The organism is Allgaiera indica (genome assembly GCF_900106675.1).
GTDB lineage: Bacteria > Pseudomonadota > Alphaproteobacteria > Rhodobacterales > Rhodobacteraceae > Acidimangrovimonas > Acidimangrovimonas indica.
The window spans coordinates 74,130-95,182 of sequence record NZ_FNOB01000011.1 but is presented as its reverse complement, the minus strand read 5'-3'; the positions used below and the strand labels follow the sequence as shown (position 1 = coordinate 95,182).

At 68.1% G+C, this 21,053-nt stretch carries 17 protein-coding genes and 1 tRNA gene; 10 read left to right on the top strand and 8 right to left on the bottom strand.

Annotated features, from left to right (window positions below; translation table 11 throughout):
• Positions 1-3: 3 nt before the first annotated feature.
• A complete protein-coding gene (gene sciP / locus BLV97_RS11700; RefSeq protein WP_035845801.1) occupies positions 4-282 on the bottom strand; it encodes a CtrA inhibitor SciP in 279 nt (92 codons plus the stop codon).
• A gap of 135 nt (positions 283-417) precedes the next feature.
• On the opposite strand from sciP, the gene mnmA reads away from it, so the two are divergent.
• From mnmA to BLV97_RS11685, 3 genes are all read left to right on the top strand, one after another.
• The gene (gene mnmA / locus BLV97_RS11695; protein ID WP_035845799.1) at positions 418-1,563 is read left to right on the top strand and encodes a tRNA 2-thiouridine(34) synthase MnmA; all 1,146 of its coding nucleotides are present in this window, start codon (positions 418-420) and stop codon (positions 1,561-1,563) included.
• Between the two features lie 375 nt (positions 1,564-1,938).
• Complete coding sequence (locus tag BLV97_RS11690) at positions 1,939-2,439, top strand: GNAT family N-acetyltransferase (RefSeq protein ID WP_035845797.1); 501 nt, start codon at positions 1,939-1,941, stop codon at positions 2,437-2,439.
• Positions 2,440-2,505: 66 nt separating this feature from the next.
• A tRNA-His gene (locus tag BLV97_RS11685) sits at positions 2,506-2,582 on the top strand.
• Positions 2,583-2,729: 147 nt separating this feature from the next.
• Here BLV97_RS11685 and BLV97_RS11680 read toward each other — a convergent pair.
• Positions 2,730-3,326, bottom strand: coding sequence for a TetR/AcrR family transcriptional regulator (locus BLV97_RS11680; RefSeq protein ID WP_244521014.1), 597 nt, complete (start codon positions 3,324-3,326; stop codon positions 2,730-2,732).
• Positions 3,327-3,544: 218 nt separating this feature from the next.
• On the opposite strand from BLV97_RS11680, the gene BLV97_RS11675 reads away from it, so the two are divergent.
• From BLV97_RS11675 to BLV97_RS11665, 3 genes are read left to right on the top strand one after another with little or no spacing between them, the layout of a single operon-like run.
• Positions 3,545-4,036: a (2Fe-2S)-binding protein gene (locus tag BLV97_RS11675; RefSeq protein ID WP_035845794.1), complete on the top strand. Its 492-nt coding sequence runs from the start codon at positions 3,545-3,547 to the stop codon at positions 4,034-4,036.
• Positions 4,033-5,073: an FAD binding domain-containing protein gene (locus BLV97_RS11670; protein ID WP_035845792.1), complete on the top strand. Its 1,041-nt coding sequence runs from the start codon at positions 4,033-4,035 to the stop codon at positions 5,071-5,073. The genes BLV97_RS11675 and BLV97_RS11670 overlap by 4 nt, the downstream gene beginning before the upstream one ends.
• A complete protein-coding gene (locus BLV97_RS11665; RefSeq protein ID WP_051646266.1) occupies positions 5,066-7,327 on the top strand; it encodes a xanthine dehydrogenase family protein molybdopterin-binding subunit in 2,262 nt (753 codons plus the stop codon). Before BLV97_RS11670 ends, BLV97_RS11665 begins: the two co-directional genes overlap by 8 nt.
• Positions 7,328-7,548: 221 nt before the next feature.
• On the opposite strand, the gene BLV97_RS11660 is transcribed toward BLV97_RS11665, so the two are convergent.
• From BLV97_RS11660 to acnA, 3 genes are all read right to left on the bottom strand, one after another.
• Complete coding sequence (locus BLV97_RS11660; RefSeq protein ID WP_035845790.1) at positions 7,549-9,264, bottom strand: thiamine pyrophosphate-dependent enzyme; 1,716 nt, start codon at positions 9,262-9,264, stop codon at positions 7,549-7,551.
• 3 nt (positions 9,265-9,267) lie between these two features.
• Entirely contained in the window at positions 9,268-10,908 is a 1,641-nt protein-coding gene (locus tag BLV97_RS11655) for an FMN-binding glutamate synthase family protein (RefSeq protein WP_035845789.1), read from the bottom strand.
• A gap of 439 nt (positions 10,909-11,347) precedes the next feature.
• A complete protein-coding gene (gene acnA / locus BLV97_RS11650; protein ID WP_035845788.1) occupies positions 11,348-14,098 on the bottom strand; it encodes an aconitate hydratase AcnA in 2,751 nt (916 codons plus the stop codon).
• A gap of 256 nt (positions 14,099-14,354) precedes the next feature.
• On the opposite strand from acnA, the gene BLV97_RS11645 reads away from it, so the two are divergent.
• The 4 genes from BLV97_RS11645 (at position 14,355) to BLV97_RS11625 (ending at position 17,134) form a co-directional block, all read left to right on the top strand.
• The gene (locus BLV97_RS11645) at positions 14,355-15,116 is read left to right on the top strand and encodes a DUF1223 domain-containing protein (protein WP_081825164.1); all 762 of its coding nucleotides are present in this window, start codon (positions 14,355-14,357) and stop codon (positions 15,114-15,116) included.
• Positions 15,117-15,391: 275 nt separating this feature from the next.
• A complete protein-coding gene (locus BLV97_RS11640; RefSeq protein ID WP_035845779.1) occupies positions 15,392-16,063 on the top strand; it encodes a 50S ribosomal protein L21 in 672 nt (223 codons plus the stop codon).
• Positions 16,064-16,075: 12 nt separating this feature from the next.
• Entirely contained in the window at positions 16,076-16,345 is a 270-nt protein-coding gene (rpmA, locus tag BLV97_RS11635; protein ID WP_035845777.1) for a 50S ribosomal protein L27, read from the top strand.
• A 249-nt stretch (positions 16,346-16,594) separates the two neighbouring features.
• Positions 16,595-17,134 carry a GNAT family N-acetyltransferase gene (locus tag BLV97_RS11625; protein ID WP_035845773.1) on the top strand — a complete coding sequence of 180 codons (540 nt, stop codon included), beginning with the start codon at positions 16,595-16,597 and terminating at the stop codon, positions 17,132-17,134.
• A gap of 35 nt (positions 17,135-17,169) precedes the next feature.
• On the opposite strand, the gene BLV97_RS11620 is transcribed toward BLV97_RS11625, so the two are convergent.
• From BLV97_RS11620 to glmU, 3 genes are read right to left on the bottom strand one after another with little or no spacing between them, the layout of a single operon-like run.
• Positions 17,170-17,880, bottom strand: a complete 711-nt coding sequence (locus BLV97_RS11620) for a DNA alkylation repair protein (protein WP_051646265.1) — start codon at positions 17,878-17,880, stop codon at positions 17,170-17,172.
• Entirely contained in the window at positions 17,877-19,697 is a 1,821-nt protein-coding gene (gene glmS, locus BLV97_RS11615; protein ID WP_035845770.1) for a glutamine--fructose-6-phosphate transaminase (isomerizing), read from the bottom strand. Before glmS ends, BLV97_RS11620 begins: the two co-directional genes overlap by 4 nt.
• Positions 19,697-21,049, bottom strand: coding sequence for a bifunctional UDP-N-acetylglucosamine diphosphorylase/glucosamine-1-phosphate N-acetyltransferase GlmU (gene glmU / locus BLV97_RS11610; protein ID WP_092164072.1), 1,353 nt, complete (start codon positions 21,047-21,049; stop codon positions 19,697-19,699). The genes glmS and glmU overlap by 1 nt, the downstream gene beginning before the upstream one ends.
• Positions 21,050-21,053 lie beyond the last annotated feature (4 nt).

The window sequence follows — 21,053 nt, the reverse complement described above, 5'->3', positions numbered from 1 at the left end:
AACTTAAAGTTGTCTATATTTCTGAATGGCCGTGACTTTCAGCGCGGCTTCCCCATGAACTTCAATTGCCTGCCGCCAACTTTCGAATTCCTCTTCCGAAAGGGAATAGCGGTCCAGCGCCTCGCCCATCTCGATCAGCCCGTAGGCCACCGCCCGTACCACGATCGCCTTGCGCGAGGCGACCCATCGGCGGGTATCGGGCGGCGGCAGGTCCCCGCGGCTGAGAATGGTCCCGTCAGGCAGGGTGACCTGGCGCGGCCCGTCAACTTTCTTCAGGTACATGAAACCTTCCCTCGTCTTGTCGCGGGAAGCCTTGCAGATCTGCCTTAAAGATGGGTGAAGCGAGGGGTTGAGGATGTAACGCATTTTCCTATATTCCTGCTCACCTGTTCCCCAATCCCCATTCAGGGCGTGATCATGGCACCCGACAGCAAAACCGGGATGAATTCGCTGGGCTTTCCCAAGGCCCCGGCCGACACCCGCGTGGTCGTGGCCATGTCGGGCGGCGTCGACAGTTCGGTCGTGGCCGCGCAGCTGGCCGAGGAAGGCTATGACGTGGTCGGCGTCACGCTGCAGCTCTACGATCACGGCGCGGCGCTGGCCAAGAAGGGCGCCTGCTGCGCGGGGCGCGACATCCACGACGCCCGCCGGGTGGCCGAGGCGATGGGTTTTCCCCATTATGTCCTGGATTACGAGAACACCTTCCGCGAGGCGGTGATCGACGAATTCGCCGATGCCTATCTGGCCGGCGCCACGCCCGTGCCCTGCATCCGCTGCAACGAGCGGGTGAAGTTCAAGGACCTGTTGCAGACCGCGAAGGATCTGGAGGCCGATTGCATGGCAACCGGCCACTACATACAGCGCAAGACCGGCGCGGCGGGGGCAGAGCTTCATTGTGCCGCCGATCCGGCCCGCGACCAGAGCTATTTCCTGTTCTCCACCACGCCCGAGCAGCTGGATTATCTGCGCTTTCCGCTGGGCCATCTGGCATCGAAGGCCGAAACCCGGGCGCTGGCGGTGAAATATGGGCTTTCGGTGGCCGACAAGCCCGACAGCCAGGACATCTGCTTCGTGCCGAACGGAAATTACGCCAGCGTGATCGAGAAGCTGCGCCCCGGCGCGGCCGATCCGGGCGAGATCGTGGATATGGACGGCCAAGTGCTGGGCGAACACCGCGGCGTGATCCATTATACCATCGGCCAGCGCCGAGGGCTGGGGATCGGCGGGCTGTCCGATCCGCTTTATGTGGTAAAGCTCGACCCCGAGGCGCGTCGCGTCGTGGTGGGCCCGAAGGAGGCGCTGACCACCCGCGTCGTGCCGGTGCGCGAGATCAACTGGCTGGGCGACGCGGCCCTGACTTCGCGGCGCGAGTGGGAGGTGGCGGTCAAGGTCCGCTCGACCCGACCGCCGCGGTCCGCGGTGATCCGGCCGGTCTCGGACACCGAGGCCGAGGTCGAACTGCTGACCCCGGAAGAGGGGGTAAGCCCCGGCCAGGCCTGTGTGTTCTACGCCCCCGAGGGCAGCCGCGTGCTGGGCGGTGGCTGGATCTGGCGCGGCCGGTAGGCGGGCGGTTCGCGCGGCTCTCAAGAGGGCGCCTGTTCATGCGGCGTCGCGTCGCGGTGGTGAAGTGTCGCCACCATGGGGGCAACGTCCGGCCAGACCGCCCGAGTGATCGAAAGCAACGAAGTGTCAGCCGGTTGAGCCAAGCAGCATCGCTGCGGGTGGCGGCATGCCTCCGGCGTGGTGGGGCGGGCAGGGGCCAGTCCGGCACCGATGGCGGGCACCGGGCGGATCCCGCGCCGCGCGGCGATGACCTGTCTTCACCTCTGGTTTCGGGCGTCATCCCGGGGCATAATCCAGCCTGGGAAGGGTAGGATGCGCCGCCTCGGGCGCGCGCCCGGTCCATCCCGCAAGGCAGCCCGCAAGGAAAAGAGTGTCATGCCCGATCCGATCCCGGCTGATGCGGTGATCCTGCGCGAACTGCGGCCCGGCGACGCGGGCTGGCTGGTGATGCGGCATGGCGAGCTTTACCACCGCGACGAGGGTTTCGACCTGACCTTCGAGGCGCTGGTGGCTGAGATCCTCGCTGCATTCATCCGCGACCACGACCCGGCGTTCGAGCGCGGCTGGATTGCCGAGCACGGCGGTCGGCGCCTGGGCTCGATCTTCTGCGTCCGGGCCGGCAAGGGGGTGGCGAAACTGCGCCTGTTCCTGGTCGAGCCCGAGGCGCGCGGAACGGGCCTTGCCAAGCGTCTGATTGAAACGTGCATGGAATGGGCGCGGGCGCGGGGTTATGGGCGCATGGTGCTCTGGACCCACGAAAGCCACCGCGCCGCCTGCGCGCTTTACGCCCGCCACGGCTTTCTGCTGACCGAGTCGCGACCGGTGCGCAGCTTCGGCTGCGATCTGGTCCAACAAAGCTGGGAGATCGACCTGTAGCCCCAGCAAACGCTGGCGCAGGAGCCTCTTGCAATCGAGAGGAGGGGGCGGTAAACGGCCCTCAGTGCCGCCTTAGCTCAGTTGGTTAGAGCGCTGGATTGTGGATCCAGAGGTCCCCCGTTCAAGCCGGGGAGGCGGTACCAAGTCATCGACACTACGGCGCAATTGGCCCGCCGCGGGCAGGATGCGGGCTTACATCGCGCGGAGATACCGGGCCGCCGCGAACCGGCCGGGCGCCAGCAGGCGATCGGGCGGCCTTGAGCCTGCCAGCCCTGACCTTGCCGAGATGCTCATCCCCTGTCCGGTGCGAGCCCGTCGATGAAGATGTCCAGCACCCGGATCACCGCCGTGCGCCAATTGGGGCGCGGCCGGATCGAGGCCATGCCGACGAAGGCATGCAGCAGGTCCTCGGGCGTTACATCCGCGCGTACCGCACCCGCAGTGGTCGCGCGTTCCAGAAGGCCGCGCGCCGCGTCATGCATGCGCCCGGAGGTATAGGCATAAAGCTCCTGCCGCCCTTCGGTCGCCACCGACAATGTCGCCAGCATGCCCTTTTTCGTGGCCACCACATCGACTGCGCGGTGCATCCAGTGGCGCAGCGCCTCGCCCGGGGGTTCTGCCGCCGAAAGCGCATCGGCCAGGTCGGCCAGCTGGTCCACGTCGCGCCGGTAGACCGCCTCGAACAGCGCGTCGCGGGTGGGGAAGTGACGGTAGAGCGTGCCGATGCCCACCTCCGCCCGGCGCGCGACGGCCTCCAGGCTTGCCTCGGGGCCGCCGGCGCGAAACACCTCTGTCGCCGCGGCCAGCAGCTTTTCGCGGTTGCGCAGGGAATCGGCCCGCGGCTTGCGGCTTGTCTTGGCGTCCTCGTGCCCCATGTCCTTCGTCATCGCCTTTCCGGGCCCCGCCAAACAGGGTCCGCTACGCCTCTTGCAAAACGGAGGAACCCTCCGTATAAGGAAGTCGCGCGGTGCCTCCGAGGCCGCGCCCCCCAGTCCGTCCGGCGCAGTGCTGTGCCGTCCTTGATCCCGATCTGCCCGCCCGCGCCATGCCCCGCAGGCGCATCTGGGCCGGTCCTTCCCGACATCCCGAGTGCCCGGAGCCCGAAATGTCCCATACACTGACCCTGACGATAAACGGAACGGTACAGGAAGTCACACTCGACGATCCGCGTGTTACATTGCTGGATCTGCTGCGCGAGCGGCTGTACCTGACCGGCACCAAGAAGGGCTGCGATCGCGGCCAATGCGGCGCCTGCACGGTGCTGGCGAACGGGCGGCGGATAAATGCCTGCCTGGCGCTGGCACTTAGCCATGACGGCGCCGAGATCACCACGATCGAAGGCCTGGCGCGGGGCGACACGCTGCACCCGGTGCAGGCCGCCTTCATCGCGCATGACGGCATGCAATGCGGCTATTGCACGCCCGGTCAGATCATGTCCGCCGTGGGCCTGATCGCCGAGGCCCAGGCCGGCGCCGACCCCGAGCGCATCCGCGAAGGCATGAGCGGCAACATCTGCCGCTGCGCCGCCTATGCCGGCATCACCAAGGCCGTGCTGGCCGCAACCGAAACCCTGTCTCAGGAGGCCAAGCGCGCATGAAACCCTTCGACTACATCCGCGCCGAAAGCCTGGACCAGGCCCTGGCCGAGGGTGGCAAGCCCGGTACCGCCTATCTGGCGGGCGGCACCAATCTGCTGGATCTGATGAAGACCGGCGCCGCCCGGCCCGAACGGCTGGTCGACATCACCCGCCTGCCCGGGCTGGACCGCTGGGAATGGCAAGACGACGGCGGGCTTCGCATCGGCGCGATGGTGCGCAATTCCGATCTCGCCCATGATCCCGACATCGCCGCCACCTTCCCGGCGATGGCCGAGGCGTTGCTGTCGGGTGCCTCGGGCCAGCTGCGCAATGCCGCCACGACGGGCGGCAACGTGATGCAGCACACGCGTTGCCATTTCTTCGCCGACCCGGCCAGTCCCTGCAACCGGCGCGCGCCGGGCACGGGCTGCGCGGCGCAGGGTGGCGACCGGCGCGGCTTTGCCGTTCTCGGCGGCTCTGACGCCTGCATTGCCACCCATCCGTCGGATCTGTGCGTGGCGCTGGCCGCGCTTGACGCCGTGGTCGAGATCGCGGGCCCCGAGGGTCTGCGCGAGACGCCCTTGGCCGATTTCCACCTGCTGCCCGGCACGCGCCCCGAGGCGCACACCCAGTTGGCGCCGGGCGAATTGATCGTCGCAATTCGCCTGCCGGCGGCGGCGGCAGGGTTCCGTCATCACGCCCGCTATCTGAAGCTGCGCGACCGGACGTCGTTCGCCTTCGCGCTGGTGTCGGCCGCCGCGATGCTGCGCATCGAGAACGGCGTGATCGCCGAGGCCCGGCTGGCGTTTGGCGGGATCGCCCCCCGGCCCTGGCGATCGCCGCTGGCAGAGGCCGCGCTGAAAGGTGCTCGGCCCGATGCCGAAAGCTTCGCCCTCGCGGCCGAGGCCGCGCTGGCAGGAGCCGCGGGCCATGACGCAAAGATCGCCTTGGCCAAGCGCCTTGCCGCCCGCGCCCTGACCCATGCCGCCCAGGGCACGCCCGAGCGCGTCCCCGCATTGCCGGGCTCCGTCCATAGGGGAGAAACCGCCCATGTCTGACGTCACCCCCATCGCCACCGCCCTGCCGCAGCGCATGGGTTCGAACGCCGGCCAGCGCGCGACGCGGCGCGACGGCGTGGCCAAGGTCACCGGCGCGGCCACCTATGCCGCCGACAACCAGCCCAAGGGGCTGCTGCATGCGGCCTTCGCCTGCGCCACCATCGCCCGCGGCCGGGTTACCGGCCTCGACGTCGACGCGGCCAAGGCCCATCCCGGCGTGGTCGAGGTGATCACGCCGGCGAACCGCCCGGCCCTGGCGGCCGATCCCGACAGCAAGCCCATGCGGTTCTGGTTCCGCACCCAGGTATTGCAGGACGACCGCGTGCTTTACGCCGGCCAACCCATTGCGCTGGTACTGGCCGAAACGCTGGAAGCCGCCACCGAGGGCGCCGCGCTGCTTGCCCCGACCTATGCGCCCGAGGCGCCGCGCATCGGCCTGGATGAGCCGCCCTACACGCCCGAGGCGGTCGGCATCGGCGCCCCGGCCAAGGTGACCAAGGGCGATATCGAGGCGGGCCTTGCCGCCGCCGCCCGGCGGCTGGAGGTGACGATCGAGACCCCCGCCCAGTATCACAACGCGATGGAGCCGCACGCCATCGTGGCCGAATGGCAGGGTGACAGACTGGTCATCGACACGCCAAACCAGGCGCCGGTGATGGCCGCCGCCGCCTTCGCCACCTGGTTCGGGATCGCGCCGCAGAACGTGACCCTGCGCACGCCCTTCCTGGGCGGCGGCTTCGGATCGAAGGCGGTGCTGTCGGCGCCGCAGATCCTGGCGGCGCTGGCGGCGCGCATGGTCGGTCGGCCGGTGAAGATGGTGCTGACGCGGGCGCAGATGTTCGGCCCCGTCGGTCATCGCGGCGCAACGCGTCAGACGCTGCGCATGGGCCTTGACGGGGCAGGCCGCTTCACTGCGCTGGCCCATCACACCATCGCCGAGACCGCCAGTTTCGACGAATTCATCGAAGCCGCCTCGACGCCCTCGCGGTTGCTCTACGCCAGCCCCGCGATCGCCACCACGCACGCGGCGGTGGTCAACGACATCGGCCTGCCGGGCCCGATGCGCGCGCCGGGGGAAGCCTCTGGCACCGCCGCGCTGGAGGTCGCGATCGACATCGCCGCCGAGGCCCAGGGAATGGACCCGATCGATTTCCGGCTGCTGAATTACGCCGAGACCGACCCGATGACCGGCAATCCCTATTCCTCGAAGGCGCTGCGCGAATGCTTTGCCGAAGGGGCGAAGGCCTTCGGCTGGGCCGGCCGGCCGCTGGCGCCGCGCCAGATGACGGACGACCGGGGCATGCTGGTCGGCTGGGGCATGGGCACGGCCAATTTTCCCTGCCCGATGTTCGAATCCGAGGCCCGCGCCACCCTGCGCGCCGACGGCAGCGCGCTGGTGGAAACAAGCCTGATCGACATGGGCCAGGGCGCCTGGACCGCGCTGGCGCAGATCGCGGCCGACGCGCTGGGGCTGGGGCTGGACCGGATCGAGATGCGCGGCGGCGCCTCGGACCTGCCCGACGCGGGCATCGCCGGCGGCTCGGGCCATACCGCAAGCGCCGGTCTGGCGATCGAGGGCGCCGGCGCCGAGGCGATCCGCCAGCTGGCCGAGATCGCCGCAGCCGATCCGGCCTCGCCGCTTTATGGCACCGGAAATGCCGGCGTGGTGGCGCGCGGCGGGCGGCTGCACGCGGCCGGCGACGAAAGCCGCGGCGAAAGCTATGCCGAGATCCTGGCCCGGGCCGACAGGACGGCACTAAGCGGCCAGGCCAAGGGCGTGCGCGATCCGGCGGCGGCGGGCGCCTACGCGATGCAGTCGCATGGCGCGGTCTTCGCCGAGGTGAAGGTGGATCCCGAGCTTGGGCAGATCCGTGTCTCGCGCCTTGTCGGCGCCTTCGCGGCGGGCCGGATCATCAACCCGCGGCTGGCGGAAAGCCAGTTGAACGGCGGCATGATCTGGGGGCTTTCGTTCGCGCTGCTGGAACGGGCCGAGATGGACCCGCGCAGCGGCCGCCTGCTGAACGCCGATCTGGGCGAATATCTGGTTCCGGTTAATGCCGATGTGCCTTCGATCCAAACGCTGCTGGTGCATGAGGACGACCCGCATGTGAACCCGCTGGGGATCAAGGGCGTCGGCGAGATCGGCACCACCGGAACGGCGGCGGCGATCGCCAACGCGGTCTGGCACGCGACCGGGGTGCGGGTGACGCGCTACCCGATCCGGCTGGAGGATCTGATGGAAGGGCTGGCCTAGCGGCAGCCGGGCCGGGGCAGGGGCGCGGCGAGGCGCGTTTGCGGTCCGGTCGGTCCGTGGCGACGGGCGCAGGGCGCGCGCCCGTCGCCACGGGCTGGCGCTTCGCGTGGTGCGATCACGGGGCGGCGAAGGGAGGCGCGGCGCCCCGGATGGCCACGCGCGCCCGCCGGGCCCCGTGACGCGGGGCGCGCCTCGCGCCCACCCAGCCCATCCGCCGGCCCTCAGCGCAAGAAGTTGTCGCGCAGCAGATCCACCACCTCGCCCGAGCGGCCGCCTAGCACGGCGCGCAGCCCGAACATGGCGGTGCCCGCCACCTGCCCGGCCTCGATCTTGGGCGGCATTACCAGTTCCATCCGGTTGACCTTCACATCCAGCAGCGCCGGGCCCTTCGCCGCCAGCCATTGCCGCATCGCGGCGTCCAGATCGCCGGCCGCCTCGACCCGCGTGCCCTCGATCCCGACGCACCGCGCCAGCGCCGCGAAATCGGGGTTCTTGAGGCCGGTGAAGCTGTCGAGCAGGCCTTCGACGCGCTGCTCCATCTCGACGAAGCCTAGCGAGGAATTGTTGAAGATCAGCAGCTTGATCGGAATTTCTTCCTGCACCAATGTCAGCAGGTCGCCCATCAGCATGGTCATGCCGCCATCGCCGCACATCGCGATCACCGGCCGGTCGGGATAGGCCAGCTTGATCCCCATCGCCTGCGGATAGGCATTGGCCATCGTCCCGTGCATGAGCGAGGTCAGGAACCGCCGCCGCCCCCGCGCCGTCAAATGGCGCAAGAGCCAGACCATGGGAGAGCCGCCATCGGCGGTGAAGATCGCATCATCCCCGGCCAGCCGGTCGAGCAGATGCGCGACATGCTGCGGGTGGATCAGCGCAGGATCGGGCTCGTCGGCCTGCTTGTCATAGCCCGCGCGATCCTTGGCCCATTGCTCGCGCGCCGCGGTCAGGTGTTTGTCCGCCTCGCGCGGCTGCAGCCGCGGCAGCAGCGCCTCGATGGTGGCGCCGACATCGCCGACCAGCCCAAGATCCACCGGCGTGCGGCGCCCCAGATGGGTGGGATCGGTATCGACCTGGGCGATCTTCGCGCGCTCGGGGTAGAACTGCGTATAGGCGAAATCGGTGCCGAGGCAGATCAGCAGGTCGCAATCTGCCACGGCCTCCATCCCCGCGCGGTTGCCCAGGATGCCGGTCATGCCGACGTTCCAGTTGTTGGCCGGTTCGATGAATTCCTTCGAACGCGTGGTGTGGACCACCGGCGCCGCCAGCCGTTCGGCCAGCGCCTTGACCTGATCGGCGGCGCCGCGCGCGCCGATGCCGACATAGATCGTCGGGCGCTTGGCCTCGGCGATCATCGCGGCCAGGGCGTCCAGCTCTGCCTCTGACGGGCGCACCACTGGCGATGCGCGATGCACCGACCAGTGGCGCGCGTCGTCGGAGGTCTGCTTGAACATGTCGCCATTGACGATCACCACCGCCACGCCGCCCCTGGCCAGCGCCGCCTGGGCCGCCATCGCGGTAATCCGCCGGGCCTGATCGGGGTGGCTGATCGCCTCGCAGAACACCGAGGTCTGTTCGTAGATCTTGCGCTGGTCCACTTCCTGGGGAAAGCCCAGCCCCTGTTCGGCCCGGTCGACGTTCGACGCGATCAGCACCACCGGCGCCCCGTTGCGGTGGCTTTCAAAAATGCCGTTGACGAAATGCAGGCTGCCCGGCCCGGCGGTTCCGGCGCAGACGCTGAGTTCCCCGGTCATGTAGCTTTCGCCGCCGGCGGCCAGCGCGCCGACTTCCTCGTGCCGGACATGCACCCAGTCGAGCGGCGAGCGCCGCACCGCGTCGATGAAGTGATTGATCGTGTCGCCGACGATCCCGTAGACGCGCTTCGCGCCCGCCTCTACCAGGGTATCGGCGACGATCTCGGATACGGTCTGGGACATGGATCAGGCCTCCTTCTCGTGCGCTCGGGTGGATTCGCGCACCCGTTCAAGCGGGAAGCGCGGGGCGAAGCTGTCGGGATCGGCGGCGTTCCACCAATCGGCATAGTCGGTGCTGTCGGGATCGTCGAGCAGGACGCCCTCGGGCAGGAAGGGATAGACCGTGTCGATGGTGCGTGCCTGGGTCACGCCGACGCGGTGGACGATATGATGCGGCTGCAGATCGGTGGGATGGGTGATACCCGCGGCCGCGACGATATCGGCCAGCGCGTCCAGCGTCTTGCCGTGGAAACGTGCGGCGCGTTCGCCCTGCACCTCGGGGACCAGCCCGCGCTGGCGGCTGGGGTCTTGCGTGGTCACGCCGGTCGGGCAGGTGCCCAGATGGCAGCGCTGCGCCTGGATGCAGCCGATCGAGAACATGAAGGCGCGTGCCGCGTTGCACCAGTCGGCGCCGATCGCCAGGTTGTGGGCCAGGCCGAAGCCGGAATAGACCTTGCCCGAGGCCGCCAGGCGCACCTTGTCGCGCACGCCGCTGCCGACCAGCGCGTTGCGCATCAAGATCAGCCCGTCGATCAGCGGCGTGCCCACGCTGTCGGACAGTTCCTGCGGCGCCGCGCCGGTGCCGCCCTCGCCGCCGTCGACGACGATGAAATCCGGGTAGATACCGGTCTTGCGCATCGCCTTGACCAGCGCGAAGACTTCGTGCGGCTGGCCTACGCACAGCTTCAGCCCCACCGGCTTGCCGCCCGAAAGATCCCGCATCCGGGCCGCGAATTCCATCATCTCGCACGGCGTCTTGAAGGCCTTGTGTCCGCGCGGGCTAAGGCAGTCCTGATGCGCGGGCACCTTGCGCACCCGGGCGATTTCCTCGGTCACCTTGGCGGCCGGCAGCAGGCCGCCGTGGCCCGGCTTGGCGCCCTGGCTCAGCTTGATCTCGGTCATCTTGACGGCGTCGTTCTGGGCCTGGTCGCGGAACAGTTCCGGCTCGAAATTGCCGTCGCCGTCGCGGGCCCCGAAATAGCCCGAGCCCAGTTCCCACACGATGTCTCCGCCATGTTTCAGGTGATAGGGCGACAGCCCGCCCTCGCCTGTGTCGTGGTAGAAGTCGCCCTGCTTGGCGCCCAGGTTCAGCGCCTCGATCGCGCGGGCCGACAGCGCGCCGAAGCTCATCGCCGAGATGTTGAGGACCGAGGCCGAATAGGGTTTCGAACATTGCGCGTTGCCCACAGTCACCCGGGGCCGCATGTCGGGGGTGTTGGCGGGGGCCATCGAATGGTTGAGCCAGAGATATTCCTCGGCTTCGGTGTCCAACTCGGTGCCGAAGGGATGGGTGTCGGTCTCGCCTCGCGCGCGGGCATGGACGAGGTTGCGCGCTTCGTAGGGGAAGGGTTTTCCCTCTAGGTCGCCCTCGACGATATAGGCGCGCAGGAACGGGCGCAGATCGTAGAACAGCCAGCGGATGCGCGCCGCGACCGGATAGTTGCGGGTGATGGTCCATCGGGTCTGGACATAGTCGTAGATCCCCAGTGCGACCGTGGGAAGCGTAAGCACCCAGACCAGCAACCACCAGGCGTTCCAATAGGCCGGGATCAAGGCCAGGACGGTCAGGATCGCGGCCGCGACCGGCAAGATGGCGCGCTTGAGCATGGGCCCTCCTCTGTCTTGGTGGCGGCCCGGGGCGTCGGGAAGGGAGAAGGGCGCACCTCAAAGCATTAACCCTTGGTGCGGCGTTCGGTTTCATGACAACTCAACACAGTTGCGCGACGCGCCCGCCGCGCCAGGTGCTTTGGCCGATCGCCGTCGCTGTTTGCTTTCGCTTCGCAAACCGGACCCGGGAGGCGGGGGTGCCAAGCCGAACACCTTGCGGCTCTGCCACGCGGCGGCCCGGCGCCGGAGCGTCCCGGGTGAACGCGGCTTTTGCGCACAAGTTCCCGTCTGTGCAGGCGCAGGCGGGGCAGGCGCAGGCGGGGCAGGCGTCGCGGATCGAGAAAGACCTGCCGGCCCGGAAGCCGGCAGGTCTGGAAGGCCTGGTCCCTTGGCGCGCGATCGCCTGCCGCGCTGGGAAAGTGGCCTGCGGTTCAGCCGATCACGACGCTTTCGCGAGGTTGCGCAGCACATAGTGCAGCACGCCGCCGTTCTCGACGTATTCGACCTCGATCGCGGTATCGATCCGGCATTTGATCTGGATCGTCTTCACGGTGCCGTCGGCGTATTTGATCGTGCAGGGCACTTCGCTCAGCGGTTTCAGATCGCCCGCAAGACCCTCGATCGAGATCTCCTCGTCGCCGGTCAGGCCCAGCGTCTTGCGGTTGTCGCCGCCGGTGAACTCGAACGGGATCACCCCCATGCCGACCAGGTTCGAGCGGTGGATGCGCTCGAAGCTTTCCGCGATCACGGCCTTCACGCCCAGCAGCGCGGTGCCCTTCGCGGCCCAATCGCGGCTGGAACCGGCGCCGTATTCGATGCCGCCGATCACCACCAGCGGTGTGGTCTGCGCCTGATAGGCCATCGCGGCGTCATAGATCGAGGTCTGCTTGCCCTCCGGGCCCTTGGTATAGCCGCCCTCGACGCCATCGAGCATCTCGTTCTTGATGCGGATGTTGGCGAAGGTGCCGCGCATCATCACCTCGTGGTTGCCGCGGCGCGACCCGTAGGAGTTGAACTCGCGCACCGGGACCTGGCGATCGATCAGGTACTTGCCCGCCGGCGTGGTTTCCTTGAACGAGCCCGCGGGGCTGATGTGGTCGGTGGTGACCATGTCGCCCAGCAGCGCCAGGATGCGCGCGCCCGAGATGTCCTCGATCTTGCCCGGCTCTTTCGACATGCCCTGGAAATAGGGCGGGTTCTGCACATAGGTCGAAGTGGGCGGCCAGTCGTAGGTCTGGCTGTCGGTGGTCTCGACCGCGCGCCATTTGTCGTCACCCTTGAAGACGTCGGCGTATTTCGACTGGAAGGCCTCGCGCGTCACGGTCTTGTGGACCAGATCGGCGATCTCCTTCTGGGTCGGCCACAGGTCCTTCAGATAGACCGGGTTGCCGTCGCGGTCCTTGCCCAGCGGCTCGGTCGTGAGGTCGATGTTCATGTCGCCGGCCAGCGCATAGGCCACCACCAAGGGCGGCGAGGCCAGATAGTTGGCGCGCACGTCGGGGCTGATGCGGCCCTCGAAGTTGCGGTTGCCCGACAGCACCGAGACGCCGATCAGGTCGTTGTCGGCGATGGATTTCGAGATTTCCGGCTGCAGCGGACCCGAGTTGCCGATGCAGGTGGTGCAGCCATAGCCCACCAGGTTGAAACCGATCGCGTCCAGATCCTCTTGCAGGCCGGCGGCCTCCAGATAGGCGCTGACAACCTGGCTGCCGGGCGCAAGAGATGTCTTCACCCAGGGCTTTCGGGTCAGGCCAAGCGCCCGGGCCTTGCGCGCCACCAGGCCCGCGCCGATCATCACATAGGGGTTCGAGGTGTTGGTGCAGGAGGTGATCGAGGCGATCACGACCGAGCCGTCGTGCAGCGTGTAATCCTCGCCCTCGACGGCGCCCGACTTGCGCGGATCGGCCGGCGTGGCGGGGGCCGGACCTTCCGAGGCCATTTCCTCGGCGCCGGCGGTGGCGGCGACGCCGCGATAATCGTTCACGACCTTCAGGAAGGCATCGGCGGCGGTGTTCAGCGGCAGGTAGTCCTGCGGCCGCTTGGGCCCCGAGATCGCCGGCACGATCGTGCCCATGTCCAGTTCCAGCGTCGAGCTGTAGACCGGCGCGTAATCCGCGTCACGCCACATGCCCTGGGCCTTGGCATAGGCCTCGACCAGCGCAATGCGGTCCTTGTCGCGGCCGGTCATTTCCAGGTAGCGCAGGGTTTCGCCATCGACGGGGAAGAAGCCGCAGGTGGCGCCGTATTCGGGCGCCATGTTGGCGATCGTGGCGCGGTCGGGCAGCGGCAGTCGGTCAAGCCCGTCGCCCCAGAATTCCACGAACTTGCCGACGACGCCGTGCTTGCGCAGCATCTCGACGACCTTCAGCACCAGGTCGGTGCCGGTGGTGCCCTCGACCATCTCGCCGGTCAGCTTGAAGCCCACGACCTCGGGGATCAGCATGGAAATCGGCTGGCCCAGCATCGCGGCCTCGGCCTCGATCCCGCCGACGCCCCAGCCCAGCACGCCCAGGCCGTTGATCATCGTGGTGTGGCTGTCGGTGCCCACCAGCGTGTCGGGATAGGCGACTTCCTCGCCGTTCTGGTCGCTGTCGGTCCATACCGCCTGGGCCAGATATTCCAGGTTCACCTGGTGGCAGATGCCGGTGCCGGGCGGCACCACGCGGAAGTTGTTGAACGCCTTCTGGCCCCATTTGAGGAAGGTGTAGCGTTCGATGTTGCGCTCGTATTCGCGGTCCACGTTCATCTGGAAGGCGCGCGGATTGCCGAATTCGTCGATCATCACCGAATGGTCGATGACCAGATCGACCGGGTTCAGCGGGTTGATCTTCTGCGCATCGCCGCCCAGCGCCAGGATGCCGTCGCGCATCGCCGCAAGGTCAACCACTGCCGGAACGCCGGTGAAATCCTGCATCAGCACGCGCGCCGGGCGATAGGCGATCTCGCGCGGGTTCTGGCCGCCCTTGTCGGCCCAGTCCGAGAACGCCTTGATGTCGTCGACGCTGACGGTCTTGCCATCCTCGAAGCGCAGCATGTTCTCCAGCACCACCTTCAGCGATGCAGGCAGACGGGCGAATTTGCCCAGACCCGCGGCTTCGGCTGCGGGGATCGAGTAATAGGCATAGCTGGCACCGCCGGCCTTCAGGCTCTGGCGGGTTTTCTGGCTGTCATGTCCGACGGTGACACTCATCGCGACCTCCTTAGGTGAATCCGGGGGCTGTCCTTGCCGCACTCCATGCCCCAGCCGGGCAGAGGGCGCAAGGGACTCGCCGCGTATGTATGCAATTGTATGCCGAGAATCCAGAGGGAATTTCCGGGGCCTGCGGTCCGGACGGGAAAATCCGGCGCCGGCGGCTGTTACAGATGCTCGCGCAACGGTGATTGGTCGCGCGCGGGCGTGTCGTCTTATACGAAAGTGTAGGGAAGCGACAGGTCGGGACAGGATCATGTACAGACTTACGGGCGCCGCTCTGGCGCTGGTACTTGTCATCGCAGGGGGCGCGGGCGCCGCCCTGGCCGCCGGATCGGGGACGGCGGCGGGGTCCGACACGGACAAGGCCGCGGCCGCGACATCCGACCGGCAGGTGGTGGTGGAACTCTTCACCTCTCAGGGCTGTTCGTCCTGCCCGCCGGCGGACGAACTGCTGGGCCGTCTGGCCACGCATCGCGGGGTGATCGCGCTGGGTTTCCACGTTGATTACTGGGATTACATCGGCTGGAAGGATTCCTTCGGTTCGCCGGCCTTCACCAAACGGCAGAAGGATTATGCCCGGACGGCCGGCGACCGCGCCGTCTATACGCCGCAGATGATCATCCAGGGCACCGACCGCGTGGTAGGCTTCAAGCCGAACGAGGTCGCGGCGCTGATCCGCCTGTATCGCGCCACCCCGCCGATCGCCCAGGTGACGATGGCGCGCACCGGCGACATGCTGACCATCGAAGCCACCGCCGAGCACCGCTTCGAGGCGCCCGCGCTGGTCGAACTGGTGCGATACCAGCCCATGCGCCGGGTCAAGATCACCCGTGGAGAGAACGCGGGCCGGGCGATGGACTACCACAATATTGTCACCCAGTTGACGCGGATCGGCGAATGGGAGGGCGCGGGCAGCTATCGCGCCAAGGTCAAGATCGAAGGCGATGACCCTGCGGTTCTGTTGATCCAGGCGCCGGGCCCCGGCCCGATCTACGGCGCCGCCCGGGTCGACTGATGCGTGGGGAACGGGTCCCTCCATGCACTTCGTTCCGGCTCGGATATCCCAGGGGCGCGCGGAGGGCTGCGCGCTTGCCGCGGACCTGACCCGCAAGACTTGACTTTTGGGCCGCGATTCCCGATAAGCCGCCATCCCGGATGGTGCCCGCGCACTTTCCGGGCTTTTGCAATACGGCCCCCGCTGCGGGGCGCGCTGTCCGAAGGCGCCGGGAAGCCGGCCTCAACGCCCCGCCAGGGGGGCCGCAGGACGCGGGGAACGAGAAGGAAAGACCCATGTTTGCGGTCCTCAAGACCGGCGGCAAGCAATACAAGGTGCAGGCGGGCGATGTCCTGCGTGTCGAAAAGCTTGCGGCCAATGCTGGCGATAAGATCCAGTTCAACGAGATTCTGATGATCGGCGGCGACAAGCCCGCCGTCGGTGCGCCGCTTGTCGAAGGCGCCGCCGTGCAGGCCGAAGTGATCGAACAGATCAAGGCCGACAAGGTCATCCACTACGTCAAGCGCCGCCGCAAGCATAGCTCGCAGCGGACCAAGGGCCACCGCCAGCAGCTGACCCTGCTGCGCGTCACCGACATCCTCGCCTCGGGCGCGGACAAGTCGGGCGTCAGCGCCGCGCTTGGCACCGCCGCCGCGCGAATCGCCGCGCATGAGACCGGTGCCGCGAAACCGGCCAAGAAGGCCGAAGCCCCGAAGGCCGAGAAGAAGGCCGCCGCGCCCAAGGCCGAGAAGAAGGCCGAGGCCGCTGCCGCTGCGGACGATCTCAAGAAATTGTCGGGTGTCGGCCCGGCGCTCGAGAAGAAATTGCACGAGGCCGGTGTGACCAGCTTCGCCCAGATCGCCGCCTGGACCGAGGCCGATATCGCCGAGATGGACGAGAAGCTGTCGTTCAAGGGCCGGATCGAGCGCGAAGGCTGGGTCGCCCAGGCCAAAGACCTCGCGAAGTAAGGAGACCAGACCATGGCACATAAGAAAGCAGGCGGTTCCTCGCGCAACGGCCGCGATTCCGCGGGCCGCCGCCTCGGCGTGAAGCTTTACGGCGGCCAGGCCGCCGCGCCGGGCAACATCATCGTGCGTCAGCGCGGCACCACCTGGTGGCCGGGCGAGGGCGTGGGCATGGGCAAGGATCACACGATCTTTGCCACCGTTGATGGCCAGGTGACCTTTAAAAAGGGCCTCAAGGGCCGCACCTTTATTTCGGTCCTCCCGGTAGCGGAGGCAGCCGAGTAAGCCGAACCTTAACTCTTTGCACAGTATGGGGATCGGCGAAAAGGCCGGTCCCTTTTTTCGTTCGAGGGCGCGATGGGTGGAGCAGTGGATTTGCATGTGGCGGCAGTCGGTTGCGGGGATCCGTCCCGGCTCGACGCGCGTTCTGCTGTGCGGTCGACTGATGGCCGCTACCGCGATGACCTTGCACAGGCCGGCGCCGCCGATGATGATCGGCGGCTGGCACTTCGTGCGCTTCAGAGGAGGGAAGCCATGAAACTCGAAACGATCCATCCCCAGCGGGAGATTGCGGCCGAGCGTTTCGTGCTGCGGCCGGTGCGGCGCTCGGATGCGGGGTTGATCGCCATGTATACCGCCGACCGCCGGGTGGCCGAGGCGACCCGGTCGATTCCGCATCCGCTTCCGCCCGGCGCGACCGAGGCCTTCATCGAACGGGCGATGGCCGAGAACCGCTCCGAAGATGTCTGGGTTCTGGACGGCTCGGCCCATGGTCTGGCCGAGGTCCTGGGCACCGTCGGCCTGCGCAAGATGGAGCGCGAGCAATTCGAGATCGCCTATTGGGTGGCGCCGGCCTTCTGGAACACCGGCTTCGCCTCTGAGGCGGTGAAGGCGCTGGTCGATGCCAATCCGCACAGCGCGCGCACCATCTTTGCCGAGGTATTCCAAGACAATGCTGTCTCGGCCCGGGTGCTGACCAATTGCGGGTTCGAATACCTCGGCGACGCCGAAACCTATTGCATCGCGCGCGACGCCCGCGTGCCGACCTGGACCTATATCAAGCGCTTCGGCTGACGCGGCGCACGGCGTGGCCGAGGCCCGCGCCCCGATCACGGATGCAGGTATTTCGCGGCTTCCTTGCGGGCGAACCCCTTCAGATTGCCGCCGTGGGCGTCCAGGAAGGTCCGCGCGCGCGGCGCGTCGTGGCGCGACAGATCGCGGATCCACCAAGCCACCGCCTTCTGTTCGAACCAGTCGCGTCCCCCGGCCAGGCGCGCGGCCCAGCCCAGGATCCGGTCGCGCCGCGCAAGATCCTCGGGCTTGGGATTGCGGATCTTGGTCCAGGGCAGGGTGAAGATCAGCGCCGCGCGGCGCTGCCACATGTTCGGCGCCTCCAGCCAGGTCTCGACCTGATCGAGCCGTGCCGGATCGGCCAGCAGCCGCCGTTCCCCGGCCTTGGCGACATGATCGGCGATCGCCCAGGCGTCGAATTGCGGCACCCAGGATGCGACCAGATCCCAGGCCGCGCGATCGTCGGGGCGAATGCGTGCCTGGGTCAGCAGCCGCGCGGCGGCGATCCGTGCCTCATGGATATCGGACCGCCACAGCGCATCCGCCAGTTGAAGCCGCGCGCCCAGATCAGGGCCCTGACGCCAGTCCCGGGCCAGGGCGTCGATCTGCGGCACCGAAACCCCCAGATAGCGCCGCCGGGCCTTGTGATAGGCCGCAGCCCCCGCCGCGCGTTCGCGATCGCCCAGCGCTTCCAGCGCGGCCAGTGCCTCGGCAGGGGTGGGGGCGCCGGTGGGGGCTGCGGCGCTCACTCTACCGTCACGGATTTCGCCAGGTTGCGCGGCTGGTCGACATCCGTGCCCTTGGCGATGGCGGTGTGATAGGCCAGCAATTGCGCGGGCAAGGCGTAAAGGATCGGCGCGGTGAACGGATCGACCATGGGCATGGTCAGGCTCTGCCAGATGCCCGCCCCGGCCTCGGCCACGCCGGCGCCGTCCGACAGCAGCAGCACCTTGCCGCCGCGCGCCATCACCTCTTGCATGTTCGACACGGTCTTGTCGAACAACGCATCACGCGGCGCCATCACCACCACCGGCACATGGCTGTCGATCAACGCGATCGGCCCGTGCTTCAACTCGCCCGAGGCGTAGCCTTCGGCATGGATATAGCTGATCTCCTTCAGCTTCAGCGCGCCTTCCAGCGCCAGCGGGAACATCGCGCCGCGCCCCAGGAACAGCACATCCTGCGCCTCGGCCAGTTGCGCGGCGATGGTGGCGATCCGGTCTTCCAGCCCCAGCGCGTGGTTCATCAGCCCCGGCAGCGCCGACAGTGCGGCCAGATGCCCGGCCAGCGCCTCGGGGTTTAGCCGGCCGCGATCGACCGCCGCCTTCAGCGCCAGCACCGCCAGCACCGTCAGCTGGCAGGTGAAGGCCTTGGTCGACGCCACGCCGATCTCGACCCCAGCCAGGCTGGGCAGCGCCAGATCCGATTCCCGCGCGATCGAGGAGGTTGGCACATTCACCACCGACACGATCTTGGCCACTTTTTCCTGCGCATAGCGCAGCGCTGCCAGTGTGTCGGCGGTCTCGCCCGACTGGCTGACGAACAGCGCCCAGGAGGTGGGCGAGAGCGGCGGCTCGCGGTAGCGGAATTCCGAGGCGATATCGACATCGACGGGCAGGCCGGCGATCCGTTCGAACCAGTATTTCGCCACCAGGCAGGCATAAGAGGCCGTTCCGCAGGCCACCAGCGTCAGCCGGTCGACGCCGGTGAAATCCACCTCCTCGGGCAGCGACAGCGCGGTGCCACTGTCCTTCAGGTAATGGCGCAGCGCATCGGCCAGCACACCGGGCTGTTCGGCGATCTCCTTGGCCATGAAATGCTTGTAGCCGGCCTTCTCGACCTGGGTCGCCTCGCGCGTGACGCGGGTCTCGGCGCGGTTCGCCAGCCGCCCCTCGGCGTCGAAGATCACCACGCCGGCGCGGGTGATCTCGGCCCGGTCGCCCTCTTCGAGATAGGTGATGCGATCTGTCATCGGCGCCAGCGCGATCGCGTCCGAACCCACGAACATTTCGCCCTCGCCATGGCCGATCGCCAGCGGGCTGCCCTTGCGGGCGGCGATCATCAGATCGTCCTCGCCCTCGAACAGGAAACACAGCGCGAAGGCGCCGTGCAGGCGGGCGATGGTGGCGGCCGCGGCCTCTCGCGGGGGCATGCCCTGGGACAGGTAGTGCCGAGCCAGCAGGGCCACGGTTTCGGTATCGGTCTCGGTCTCGAACCCGATGCCGTGGGCGGCCAGATCGGCGCGCAATTCGCGAAAGTTCTCGATGATGCCGTTGTGGACGACGGCGACCGGCCCGGCGCGGTGGGGATGGGCATTGTCCACCGTGGGCGCGCCATGGGTGGCCCAGCGGGTGTGGCCGATGCCCGATTTGCCCGACAGCGGATCATGCACCAGCAAGTCCGACAGGTTGACCAGCTTGCCCACCGCGCGACGCCGATCCAGCCGGCCCCCCGTCACCGTGGCGATGCCGGCGCTGTCATAGCCGCGATATTCCAGACGCTTCAGCGCCTCGACCAGCAGGGGCGCTGCCTCGTGATTGCCTAGAACGCCGACGATGCCACACATCAGGTGGTTTCCTTCCGTTCAGCCTTGCGCGCCCGCAGGCGCTGAAAGAAGCGAGTGGCGAAGCCGGGCTTCACCTCTTGGCGGGCGCGGGCGACGGCCATCGCGCCGGCCGGAACGTCGCTGGTGATCACCGATCCGGTCGCCGTCATCGCGCCGTCGCCGACCTTCACCGGCGCCACCAGCATGGTGTCGGATCCGATGAAGGTATCCGCGCCGATTTCCGTGCGGTGCTTGAAGACGCCGTCGTAGTTGCAGGTGATGGTGCCCGCACCGATATTGCTGCGCGCGCCGACATGGGTGTCGCCCAGATAGGTCAGATGGCCGACCTTCACGCCCTCGTCGAGGATGGCGTTCTTGATCTCGACGAAATTGCCGACATGGGTGTCCTCGGCCAGCTCGGCCCCCGGGCGCAGCCGGGCGAAGGGGCCGACGGTGGCGCCGCGGCTGACATGGCAGCCTTCGAGATGGCAGAAGGCGCGGATCTCGGCCCCGGATTCGATGGTGACGCCGGGGCCGAAGACCACGTTCGGCCCGATCACCGCATCGCGGCCCACGAAGGTGTCGAGCGCGAAGAAGACGGTTTCGGGCGCGGTCAGGGTAACGCCCATCTCCAGCGCCTCGGCGCGGGCGCGGGCCTGAAAGGCGGCCTCGGCGGCGGCCAGCTCGGTGCGGGTGTTCACGCCCATGGTCTCGGCCTCGGGGCAGATCACCACGCCGGCCGACAGGCCCCGCGCGCGGGCCAGTTCGACCACGTCGGTCAGGTAATATTCGCCCGCCGCGTTATCATTGCCCACTGCCCTGACCAGATCGGCCAGCACCGACGCCTCGGCGCACAGAACCCCGCTGTTGCACAGGGTGATGGCGCGCTCTTCCGTGCTTGCATCCTTGAATTCGACGATCCGCTGCAGGCTTTCGCCCTCGGTCACCAGGCGGCCATAGCGGCCCGGGGTGGCCGCCTCGAAGCCCAGCACGACGACGGCATGGCGGGCGCGGGCCTCGGCCATCGCCTCCAGCGTCTCGGCCCGGATCAACGGCGTATCGCCGTAAAGCACCAGCGCATCGCCCGAGGCCCCGGCCAGCGCCGGCAACGCCTGGGCCACCGCGTGCGCGGTGCCCAGCTGCTCGGCCTGCTCGACGACCACGGCCTCCGGCTCGACCGCCAGCGCGGCGCGGCCCACGGCCTCGCCGCCATGGCCGGTGACCACGATCACGCGTTCCGGCGCCAGCGCGGCGCCGGCGGCCATCGCATGGGCCAGAAGCGGAGCGCCCCCCAGCCGGTGCAGCACCTTCGGCAGGTCGGAGTTCATCCTTGTGCCCTGCCCGGCGGCAAGGATGATCAGGGTGACGGACATGTCT